Origin of the sequence: Maribacter corallii, from assembly GCF_047345415.1 — a bacterium.
Lineage (GTDB): Bacteria > Bacteroidota > Bacteroidia > Flavobacteriales > Flavobacteriaceae > Maribacter_C.
In genome coordinates this window covers 54,215-67,129 of sequence record NZ_JBLFEP010000006.1, presented here as the reverse complement: position 1 = coordinate 67,129, position 12,915 = coordinate 54,215, and the positions used below count along the sequence as shown (strand labels likewise).

The 12,915-nt window shown below is 42.6% G+C and carries 4 protein-coding genes; 2 read left to right on the top strand and 2 right to left on the bottom strand.

From position 1 onward, the window contains the following. Window positions 1–16: 16 nt before the first annotated feature. Window positions 17–8,710, bottom strand: a complete 8,694-nt coding sequence (locus ACKWCA_RS20100; RefSeq protein ID WP_413980034.1) for a T9SS type B sorting domain-containing protein — start codon at window positions 8,708–8,710, stop codon at window positions 17–19. 280 nt (window positions 8,711–8,990) lie between these two features. Here ACKWCA_RS20100 and ACKWCA_RS20095 point away from each other — a divergent pair, with 280 nt between their 5' ends. Continuing rightward, window positions 8,991–9,569 carry a TetR/AcrR family transcriptional regulator gene (locus ACKWCA_RS20095; protein ID WP_413980033.1) on the top strand — a complete coding sequence of 193 codons (579 nt, stop codon included), beginning with the start codon at window positions 8,991–8,993 and terminating at the stop codon, window positions 9,567–9,569. A 751-nt stretch (window positions 9,570–10,320) separates the two neighbouring features. Here the strand turns inward: ACKWCA_RS20095 and ACKWCA_RS20090 are convergent. Beyond that, window positions 10,321–10,722, bottom strand: coding sequence for a response regulator (locus tag ACKWCA_RS20090; protein ID WP_413980032.1), 402 nt, complete (start codon window positions 10,720–10,722; stop codon window positions 10,321–10,323). 878 nt (window positions 10,723–11,600) lie between these two features. On the opposite strand from ACKWCA_RS20090, the gene ACKWCA_RS20085 reads away from it, so the two are divergent. Next, on the top strand, window positions 11,601–12,605 hold the full coding sequence (locus ACKWCA_RS20085; protein WP_413980031.1) for an SDR family oxidoreductase: 1,005 nt from the start codon (window positions 11,601–11,603) through the stop codon (window positions 12,603–12,605). The last annotated feature ends 310 nt before the right edge of the window (window positions 12,606–12,915 follow it).

Below are 12,915 nucleotides of genomic sequence, written 5' to 3'. Positions count from 1 at the left end.
TTTTCACTGTTGTCATTTATCGATTGATGTATAGGTAACCCGCTCTAGACTTGCCTTGCCCGTTAAGGGTGTATTTGATTACGTAGTAGTAAACACCGACCGGTAGTTGTTCGTTTTCTTGAATCGTAGCCCTTCCGTTCGAAATCCCTCTAAAGGCATTCCCCTGGTTGTCATAGCCCTGGGTCTCGAATACTTTTACACCCCATCGGTTGTAGATTTCAACCGTATTGTTTGGGAAATTCTCAATATTGCGGATGATAAAGGCGCCATTATTGAGATTTGGGTCAACCAAATCATTTTCAATATCAATGTCACATCCTGCCGATTCGGGCGGGGTTCCTCCAATAGAACTGCAAGGGTCAAGAGGGTCTGTTCCGCCCAAGACTTCTTGTCCGTCAGATATACCATCACCATCCGTGTCAGGTAGGTTCGGGTCTGTACCTAGCTGCTCTTCCTCAGCATTGGACAGCCCATCCTCATCACAATCGGAAGTATCCAAAGGTGTTCCACCAGAAGAATCACAATCGTCCAACGGGTTGGTTGCATCCAAGACTTCCTGACCATCATCAATTCCATCACCATCGGTATCCGGATTGTTTGGATCGGTACCCAAGTCAGCTTCCTCGCCGTCAGTTAGTCCATCACCATCCGAATCACAAAGTGCATTGTTCGGATTAGGGTCGCATGGGTCAAGGGGATCACTGATACCTTCGGGAGTCTCTGTAGTACTTGGGTCGTCAATATTATTGACTTCCTCGCCATCCGTCAAACCATCACCATCTGTATCTGGATTATCGAGGTCAGTTCCCAATACTTCCTCTTCTCCATCGGGAATACCATCTCCATCGCTATCGCAAAGTGCGTCACTAGGATTGGGATCACATGGGTCCAAAGGATTACTGGTGCCGTTTGGCGTTTCGCCAGTAGTCGGGTCATCCACTCCGTTTATTTCTTCACCATCAGTAAGTCCATCACCATCACTATCCGGGTTATCTGGGTCGGTGCCTGCCGTGGTTTCTTCATCATTGGTCAAACCATCCTCATCACAGTCGGCATCTCCTGTCGGTGTGCCACCTACTGAATCACAGGAGTCATTGGGGTCCGTACCATCCAAGGCTTCTTGTCCATCATCGATACCATCTCCATCGGTGTCGGCTTCATCAGGATCGGTTGTATTGCCCACAGGATTTGCAGGGGTAGATGGGTCATCGACCCCTGTAATTTCTTCATCATTGGTCAAGCCATCATTATCGCAATCGCTTGAACCCAATGGCATCCCTCCAACGGAATCGCAATCATCGAGTGGGTCGGTATTATCGGTGTTGACCTCCTGACCATCAGGAATGCCATCCCCATCCGAATCGGGATTGTTGGGGTCGGTTCCTTCGATTGCCTCGTCCGCATTGGACAACCCATCGTTATCACAATCACTCGTCCCCAAAGGTGTTCCTCCGTTAGAATCGCAATCATCCAATGGATCACTTCCATCAATATTAACTTCTTGGCCATCATCAATACCGTCACCATCAGTATCCGGATTATCTGGGTCCGTGCCAAGGATGTTCTCCTCATCATTGGTCAAACTATCATTGTCACAGTCGCTTGTTCCGAGAGGTGTTCCCCCTGTGGATGAACAGTCATTATTAGGATTAGTGTTGTCCAAGGCCTCTTGACCGTCGTCTATTCCATCACCGTCCGAATCCGCATTTTCAGGGTCTGTGATGTTCCCATTTGGATTTGCTGGGGTTGCAGGATCATCTATTCCCGTAGTCTCCTCGGCATAGGTCAATCCATCGTTATCACAATCGCTGGTACCCTCAGGTTGCCAATCAGGATTTGACCTAGGTATACATGGGTCTGCGGGAGCGGGATCATCCACGTCACAGATATTGTCACCATCGGTATCTACACAGGAAGGAATACTGATAAATACCGTCGCCGTGTCACACACACTACCATTACAGACTTCATAAGCGATGCTCACCGTCGAATTATCTTCCGCTGCAATTGCAGTATAGGTCAAGTTACCGGTAGCCTGATCCACGGAAATTGTTCCTGCAGCGGTACCTCCTGTTATGGTGATGACGCTCCCGGGAAGGAAATCATCATTGAATATGATATTGACCGTTTTGGGTATGCCCACATCAGCCGTCGTATTATCATCAACAGCAGTTGCAACAGTCGGGTTTGGATCATTTGCATTTGGATTACCGTCCCCATCGCAATCGCTTGTGCCCAGTGGAGTGCCTCCAACGGAATCACAGTCATCATTGGGATCTGTTCCATCTAAAGCTTCTTGTCCATCACTAATGCCATCTCCATCCGTATCTGGGTCATTCGGGTCTGTCGTATTTCCATTTGGATTCGCAGGAGTAGAAGGGTCATCCGTTCCTGTGGTCTCCTCATCATTGGTCAGGCCATCATTATCACAATCACTTAAGCCCAGAGGTGTCCCTCCAAACGAATCACAATCGTCATTTGGGTCTGTATTGTCATTCGCCTCTTGACCGTCTGAGATACCATCTCCATCTGTATCCGAGTCATCGGGGTCCGTTGTATTTCCATTCGGATTTGCTGGAGTAGAAGGGTCATCCGTTCCTGTTGTCTCTTCATCATTGGTCAAACCGTCATTGTCACAATCACTTGAACCAAGCGGAGTGCCACCAAGGGAATCACAATCATCGTTTGGGTCTGTACCATCTAACGCTTCCTGTCCGTCACTGATACCATCTCCATCGGTATCAGCAATATTTGGATTCGTTGCATTTCCATTTGGATTGGCAGGGGTCGAGGGGTCATCAATACCCGTAGTCTCTTCACTGGTCGTTAACCCATCACCATCGCAATCATCTGTTGGTAATGGATTGCCACCAATTGAATCACAAGAATCATTTGGGTCGGTATTATCAAGTGCTTCCTGACCATCAGAGATACCATCTCCATCCGAATCAGGATTATCGGGGTCGGTTGTATTTCCATCTGGATTTGCAGGAGTTGAAGGGTCATCCACACCTGTGGTTTCCTCATCGTTCGTTAGGGCATCACCATCACAATCACTGTCACCTAAAGGTATACCTCCATTGGAATCACAATCATTGTTTGGATTGGTATTGTCATTTGCTTCTTGACCATCATTGATACCATCACCATCCGAATCAGCATTATTGGGGTCGGTAACGTTTCCATTTGGATCTATTGGTGTTGAAGGGTCGTCAACCCCGGTGGTTTCTTCTGCGTAAGTAAGTCCATCGCCGTCACAATCACTGTCGGCGACAGGTTGCCAGTTCGAGTCTGACATCGGTACGCATGGGTCATTTGGTGCCGGGTCGTCAATGTCGCAAACATTATCCCCATCTGCATCCGCACAAGCCGGAATGGTAATCGACACAGTAGCCGTATCACAGATACTTCCATTGCATACTTCATATACTATGGTTACCGTATTGTTATCTTCTGAAGCTACCGCTGTATAGGTCAGTTCGCCCGTAGCTTGGTTAAATGTAATCGTACCCGTGGCTGTTCCAGCACCTAAATCGGTAATGGTGCTACCAGCTGGGAAATCATCATTGAACAAGATGTCGATTGTTTTGGGCACACCGACATCAGCCGTAGTAGCATCATCTTGCGCTACCGGAGTATCAGGATTCGGGTCTGTGATGGTAGGATTTCCATCACCATCACAATCGCTTGCAGGAAGCGGTGTTCCACCATTGGAATCACAGTCATCGTTCGGGTCAGTGTTATCCAATGCCTCTTGTCCATCATTTATGGTATCCCCATCACTGTCCGGATTGTTAGGATCGGTCGTAATACCGTTTGGATTCGCAGGAGTGGATGGATCATCCGTACCTGTGGTCTCCTCATCATTGGTCAATCCATCATTATCACAGTCGCTCGTGCCCAATGGTGTACCTCCAATTGAACTACAATCGTCATTTGGGTCGGTATTGTCAAGTGCTTCCTGTCCATCTGAGATACCATCACCATCTGTATCCTGGTTATTGGGGTCTGTTGTATTGCCATCAGGGTCTGCTGGAGTGGTCGGGTCATCAATACCCGTAAGTTCCTCGTTATTGGTCAGGCCATCATTATCACAATCCGAATTGGCCAAAGGCGTACCGCCATTGGAATCACAATCATCATTAGGGTCGGTATTGTCAAGTGCCTCCTGGCCATCATCTATGCCGTCACCGTCGGTGTCGGCTAGGTTGGGATTAGTACTATTTCCATTCGGGTTTGCTGGAGTGGATGGGTCATCCACGCCTGTGGTTTCTTCGTCATTGGTCAAACCATCACTATCGCAATCACTTGTACCCAAAGGGGTTCCCCCATTGGAGTCACAGTCGTCGTTTGGGTCGGTATTATCTATTGCTTCTTGGCCATCCGTAATCGTATCCCCATCAGAATCAGGATCATTGGGATTGGTTATTTCTCCGTTTGGATTGGCAGGAGTAGACGGGTCATCCACACCTGTGGTCTCTTCATCGTTGGTCAAGCCATCATTGTCACAATCACTCGTACCCAAAGGTGTACCACGATTGGAGTCGCAATCATCCAGGGGATCTGTACCATCCACATTTACTTCATCCCCGTCGTTGATACTATCCCCGTCGCTATCTGGATTGTTGGGGTCTGTACCTTGAATGAACTCATCGTCATTGGTCAATCCATCATTATCACAGTCTCCCGTAGCTAAAGGCGTACCACCCATTGAAGAACAATCATCATTGGGGTCTGTGCCATCCAAAGCTTCTTGACCATCTGAAATACCATCTCCATCCGTGTCCTGATCATCAGGATCTGTTGTATTACCATTGGGGTCGACAGGAGTAGTGGGGTCATCTAGACCAGTAGTCTCTTCATCATTGGTCAACCCATCGTTATCACAATCGTTGGTACCTTGGGGTTGCCAATCGGGGTTTGAACGAGGTTCGCAGGGGTCATTTATCGTCGCTGGGGTTTCGTCAAAATCGCAAATATTGTCTCCATCAGTATCCACACAAGCGGGAACGGTAACGAAAAGGGTTGCATTGGCACATACGGTTCCGTTACAAACCTCATAATTCAATTCAACTGTTGTGTTGTTATCCGCTGGGTCTGGGGTGTAGGTAATCTCACCTGTCACTTGATTTACCGAAAAGGTTCCATTTGCTCCTACGTTGCCTGTAATGGTAATAGTACTTCCCACCAGGAAATCATCATTCACCAGCACATTAATGGTTCTGGGAACACCAATATCAGCGGTAGTATTGTCATCGACCGCTGTTGGGGTCAATAGGTTTGGGTCTGTAATGTCTGGGTTGCCATCGTCATCAGAGTCCACATCCAAGAAATCAGGTGCGGTGTCGGTGTCGGTATCAATCGGGTCAAAGCTAACGCCGGCACCATCCACTCCACCATCTTCAGCAGCATCCGGAATACCATTGGTTCCTGTGTTTCCATCGACAACACCATCATTATCAACATCCGGCAAGCCAGCACCACTTTCAATAACATCATATATGCCATCTCCATCACTTTCCAAATCCAAATGGTTGGGTATGCCGTCTTGGTCAAAATCGTAGGCATCGGGAACACCATCGTTGTTGGCATCGGTGTAATCAGTGGTAGAGCCGTCACCTGGGGTGTTGTTATCTGTGGTATCAGAAAAGTTTGGGATACCATCGCCGTCTTCATCACCAAATGGGTCTAATCCCTCCTGCTCAACAACATCCAAAATACCGTCGTTATCGTCATCAGGGTCATCCACGTCAGGAACACCATCGCCATCGGTATCTTTTACATCACGGTAGTCAACATCCCCTCCGCTGTTCAGGTCATTATTTGCATCTGGCAATCCCGATGGATTAATTCCATTTTGTGCGGCACCTTCAGTGAAAACACCATCTGGCACGTTGTCAAAATTATCATCTATACCATCAAAATCAGAATCATTGTTGGAGGCTGTTGTTGAACCAAAAGCTTCCTGGGTATCACTTTCACCATCATTGTCGCTATCCGAGTCAAGATAATCCGGAATGGTATCACTATTGACCAAGGCACCGTCGGAATTGATTACCTCGGTATTATCGATACCATCGCCGTAGGCCAAGTCCACCCCATTTGCGTCTACGTCGCCTGTAGGAGGAACATATCCTAGGGTGCTTTGTGCCTCTATATTATCTGGAATACCGTCATTATCGGAATCAAGGTCAAAGGCATTGGGAATATTATCCCCATCGGCATCAAACTCCGGTTGTACGTTTCCGTCATCATTCCCTATCAAGTTATCGTTGTCGTTATCGTCTATGGATGCCGGAATACCATCATTATCATTATCCGCATTGGGATTCAGACCATTTTGTTCGGCAGTATCGAGAATACCATCGTTATCGTCATCAAGATCTACGCTATTGTCTATTCCATCACCGTCCCAATCCAATGGATTAGCCTGTATTTCGCACCCGAATCCGTCATTCTGTCCAGATGGGTCGGCTACAAAAACCTTCGTAAAATCAGTCCCATCAGTAGCATTGGCCACATCGCTTATTCGGTAGATATCACCATTCCCGTTGTTGAAAGCATAGAGGTTTCCGTCACGGTCTTGCCATACAGCTCCAAAAGAATTACTGGTAATTGGATCATTATTTACCGTTGTATTAGCTTCGTTAAGGTCGAAACGTTCAGATACACCTGAAGTGAGGTTTACCTTGGTCAAGCGAATCTGCCCAGCACCAGTTCGAGATATACCGTAAACAAAACCATCCAATAAGGCAAAATCGGCAGCACCAGAAAAAGTCCCGGTGACCGGTTGGTTTGAAGCGGCTATCGTTGCTGGATAACTCGAGATTCCGGTCACATCTATGGTCACTATGTTTCCTCCATTGATGTAACCCACTTTGTCCTCAAAAGCAAACAAGGTAAACGTACCTCCTGCAGCCGCTCCGGTTATGTTGATTTGCCCAACAAAATTGAAGTTTGCCGCGGGGTCATAAACCCTAAGGGTATTGCTGCCACTCGAAGGAAATGAATAAACCAATTGGGTAACTGCATTATAAGCAGAGTTTGTTGCGGAACTATTGGTCACCCCTTGAAGTGTTCCAATCAGCACGTACTCTCGAATAAAAGGATTGAACCTGTAAACCTCTGCAGTACTGTTCGTCCCATTGCCACGTGTTTGATATAATGTGTTGATTATTCCGCAATCTATCGAACCGGTAAAGCTATCCCGGTGGTCTACATCACCTCCGGCGAATATGTCCCCATCGGAATCCGGAAAGTTATCGGTCTGTGTGTCGTCAAAACTTCCATTGACATCGCTGTAGTCATCGGAAGCATTATCTACTGCACTATCCAAACCATTCTTGCCCACATCACCGTTTAAGGTCAAGTTGGCTTCGGTGGTATCATTTCCACCCTCGTTGTCCGAATCTGCATCCAGAAAATCTGGGTTATCCGTGCCGTCCGTATTTATGGGATCTAAACCTCCAGCATACGCGGAATCGATCCCGTTATTACCGGGACCCGCGTCTCCATTTGGAGGAATGTAACCTGCCGTTGTCTGTGCTTCAATATTGTCGGGTATACCATCACCATCGGAATCCAAATCTTGTGAATTGGGTATTCCATCCAAATCAATATCCGCAGTACCTTCTACGGAATCCAATATCCCATCGTTATCATCATCTAAATCGATTGTATCCTCGACACCGTCGAGGTCAGTATCAAATGTTGTTAGATTCCCATCAGATGTGAATACCGCACCTCCGGGCAATAGGTCCATACCACCGTTTGCAGCATTGGTATTGGTAGGGTTTAGGGTAAAATCTGTAGAAATTGCATCATTGGGAAGGATTACATATCCATAAAAAGGCTGCCCAGCACTAATACCTAAGTCTTGCAGTGAAACATACACACCCTGTACTTGCTGGGTCCCACCATTTTGTGAAGGTCTAAAGTTGGCATCCCCTGGCTCTTTTGTAAAGATTGTATAGTTTACGGCTTTCAAGTTCGAACCAAACTGACCACTACTGATGTTCACTATACTCCCAAAAGAGGTCGGGTTTCCCGCAGCATCAATTGTAGTTACAGCAGCTATTTTAAAATTGTCGTTTCCATTACGTTCAAACACTGCAAAACCAGAGTTAGCAGGAGCCGAACTGGTAAACCCACTCAGAAAAACAAAATCTATACGCTCAATATTGTTGAAATGTACTCCGGAATTCGTATTGACGAAAAACTCATCGGACCCAATATTGATGCTGAGAGAATTGAATGATTCTTCAACACTCGGAATGTAGGAGGGCCTATGTGTCCTATTGTTCCCATTCGAGGATTCAATCTCGGCCCAGATAATATCCTTTATGCCGGTAACGGTTGCATTATCAACTCTCCTCACAAAAACCAGGTCGGCCCTTGTTGCGAAATCAAAAGTCGACGCGGAAGTAGATATACTATTGGAGCTTTCGATAATGTAGTCGTTCTCCGTGGTAGAACTAGATGAAAAAAATATGTTATAATTTGAATTTGATGGGTAGTTTCCTGTGTTACCGGCACCATTGATACTATAGTCATTGGACGAATCGTTAACATCTAAATAACTTGCCGTGATTGAAGTTATTGGAGTGCCTTGGGCATAGGCCGGATGAAATATACACATCTGCAAAAACAAAAAAAATGCACAGGTATATCTGAATTCCTTAGGGACGGGGACGGAGATATCGAAGTTCATCAAGTATGTGGTTAGGGAATATTCTTTTTTTAATTAACAATTGTTCACTTTTAATTAATGTTTTGAAATTACATTTTAAATGATTGTTAACACAAGTATTGTTGCCTAGCCCTGTTTTTTGTATGCTATATACCGTATATCTGTGGTATCACGTGAATATTTATATGATATTTCCTGTTAATTTATGAATGACGATAAGTTGATTCGGTCCCCGCTTTTATAATTGACAATAAAAAAATAAGACCATTCGTTAAAGAATTACCGAAACTCCTTGATGCTTATGGAATATTCTGCTAAACAGATCGACTTTATGTTGAAAACCTTGAAATTGATTTATGAAAAGGGTTTTATGGCTACATCCATGCGTGATATTGCCAAACATTTTAATTTTGAGGTTGCCAATGTTTATAACTACATAGATTCCAAAGATTCAATATTGGAGTATTTCATCTTCCATATTCTTGATGAATTCGAAGGTTACATGTCCAACGTCATGGACTCTAGTTATTCATCTGAAGACAAACTAAAATTTTTAATCTCAAAGCACATCCGTTTTACTTTTAATGAACCCTACCAAGTAGCGCTTTTTGTCTATGATTGGAGGAATTTCAAAGAACCAAGATTGAGTGAATTCAAGGAGCGAAGAAAAGCATATTTGGAAAAATTTGGAGCTATTATCGAGGATGGTATTGAACAAGGTGTATTCCGTAAAATGGATATTCAGATGAGCACTTTTTTAGTTTTTTCTTCTCTACGGTGGCTCTTTAATATCATAATTCATGAGAAGGAAGAAAGAAATCCAATTGAAACGGAAAAGTTCGTAACCGAATACATTTTTAATGGAATTGGCGTTACTTGAAATAGTAAATGCAAGGACTAGTGAACATTCAAAACACTCACCAATTTCATAAATGAAAATTACATTTCATCCCATTCGCCTTAAGTAATTATGTATTCCTGAATTTTCCACTTGAATCTGAGTCAGATTAAGCTCTATATCTCTAAAAACGAGGAGACACGTGAATTGTACAACATTCAGAACAATTTCTTGAAGCTATCTTCGCGCAAATACATTACGATACCTCTGTTCATTATAGAGATAGTAGCATTTGATATTTAGCTGGTGAAACTAGATTATGTTCAAAAACTAACATTTTTTTCATTCCCTAGATTCTCAAGGATTTCATAACCAAAATCCTTTCCATGGTGGCGCTTTATTTCGTAATCGTCATCGTACATAAGAAAAAATTACCGATCTAAACTCACTCCAAAAGACTGTTCTTTAAAAAGATTTGTAAAACAATGTCCATTGCCAGGTTATTTAAAATGGCTGTATAGCGCTTGAGAAAAGGGAATATCTCCTTATGGAAACGAACTTACTCTTGCTTCTGTATATCTTTAAAACTTCACGAAACCAAAACACAGATTTCGGTTATCTTGATGTTGCTATGACTAATTTTCATATAAAGCCTATCAAACTTTTTCCGAGGGTCTTTTGGGGTCTTGGTTTTTTCTGATGCAGAAAAATCACATTCATTTTCCAAATAAAGTACCTTAACATAAAACTTGGTGCGATTTACTACCTTAAATTCTTTTCCTGATATTAGACGCTAGACAGTGCCGGGAATATTCGTTAAAATGAATTTAAGTCCCTCCGATTTTAAGGGCTTAGTGACGTAGTCCCTTACGTATTTGGAGTATTTTAAGGCCAAGGCCTTTTCTCTACTCGATATAGAGGAAGTTACTATAATGACATCCACAGTAATGGGAAATTTTTCCAGCACCATAACCTCAAGGAACTCGAAACCATTCATCGCGGGCATATTGATATCTAGTAAAACCAATACTCGCTCTTGTTCTTGAATGGTCATACGTAAATCAGTAAGCGCCAATTGCGGGTTGGTGTAAGTTTTTACCTCAGCTTTGGCAACCAATTTACGCAAGAGAATACTGTGCAACATATTTACCGTATCGAAATCATCGACCAGATATACTTCTTTATATGCTTTCATAGCGCGATTAATTTAGGTACCATATACCTCCAAAAGCGTTTTTCACTTGAACACCTTGAAACAAATAAAGAGGATAAATCCTTCTTAAAGGAAAGAATGTAATACCGTTATTTGTTTTTACAACGATATTACAGAAAGCATATTATAAACATATACGATTTACTTTTATTTTTTAGTAGGTTTTTTCTCTTTATAGCTGCTGCGACCAACCATTTCCATCGCTATAGTAGTTTAGTTCTCAACCACTTAATACTCCTAAATCTTAAATCAGATTTGCATCATATAAATGTTACAGTTCATAATAGCTCCTATGGATAGTCAACTATATTATGAGTATTTTTTATCTACAATACTTATTCAAATACCACCCTACTATTCAATTTAAGTCCTTACTTCGATTTTACTGTACTTTTAATGAAATCAGTAGAGAATATTAAGTACTTTTTATTGATTTCATTACTTCTAAGGTCAGTTTGGGACAAATTAGCCGTATCGTTTTCCTTTAATTGATTTAAAGTCATGCCGTACTTTATATTGTCTTCTTATCAAGTACTTTTCGGTTTTTGGGTTGGCGTTAGGCATTGATAACCAAATGAACTCCAAACTCCATATAATTCATAGGCTGAATTACTTAAATCATACTCACTAAATCCGATAAGATTCAATCCAGAACCCGAACTCTGAGCGAAGTTTTTAACTATACATAGCACAAAAAATGAATATTCAAATACAAAAAACTGATTTTCACAACATATATTTTTAACAAGAACTTTCTTCACGTATGTTTGATATTGTCTTAACCATAGTATGATATTTTAGTATTATTGATAGAAAAATTCTTTATCCTTTTATACTCCAATACTATAAAAACAATAAGCATGAAAAGAAATGGACTAAATCCCGAATATCGAATTCTTGTAACCGGAGGTGCAGGATTTATTGGGTCGAATATCTGTGAGGAACTCTTAAAAAACGGTAATTACGTACGTTGTTTGGATAATTTGTCAACAGGTAACCCAATTAATATTTCCGACTTTGCGAAAAATCCAAAATTTGAATTTATAGAAGGTGATATAAGAAATATAAACGTTTGTCAAAAGAGCTGCCAAAACATCGACTATGTACTGCATCAGGCAGCCCTTGGTTCAGTACCGCGATCGATAGATGATCCCATAAGAAGTAATGAGGTAAATGTTACCGGCTTTCTAAACATGTTGATCGCTGCACGTGACAATAATACAAAACGATTTGTTTATGCCGCAAGCTCTTCCACCTATGGAGACTCTAAAGATTTACCCAAAAGAGAAGAAAAAATCGGAAAACCCCTATCACCTTATGCGGTAACAAAATTGGTCAATGAACTGTACGCCGACATATTTGCGGAAACGTTCGGAATGGAGGTCATCGGACTAAGGTACTTTAATGTATTCGGTAAAAATCAAGACCCTGATAGCGTCTATGCCGCTGTGATACCCAAGTTTATAGATTTATTATTACGACATAAGTCTCCAAAGATAAATGGAGATGGAACATTCTCTCGTGATTTCACGCATGTTTCAAATGTAGTGCAAGCAAACATTAACTCACTTTTGGTCAAAAATGTTAAGGCATTGAATACTGTTTACAATGTAGCTTGCGGTAAGAGAACAACGCTAAATGATTTAACCCATTGGATAAAACACTTCCTATCAAACTATGACCCAAGTATCCGTAATATTCCTATTGTTCATGGAACCATAAGACGGGGAGACATCCCCCACTCATTGGCCAGCATTGAAAAGGCCAAAAGGCTATTGGAATACAACCCAACGACCAATCTTGAAGAGGGCTTAAGAACAACCGTTTCATGGTATTGGAATAATCTTCCGCAAACAGTAATTTAGCATTCACTTTGAACCAAAGAATGAATAACAAAAATCATCATATCGAGATAGGGGTTATTGGCCTAACCAATATTCCACTTCCACTGGCTCATTAGTTCACTACCACATTTTCTATTATCGACTATGATATTGGCCAACAACGAGTATAGAAGTCATAAAAGAGCCCATTAAGTTGGATTGAATACCGGTACCGCAAGATTCACCAAAAAACTAGTTAGGTCCGTATTGTTGGGTAAAAGCACCAAAAAGTGTGGACTACCCTTTTCGTCTTAGCTGTTCACGCTTTAATCAACTACGGAAGACATACTAA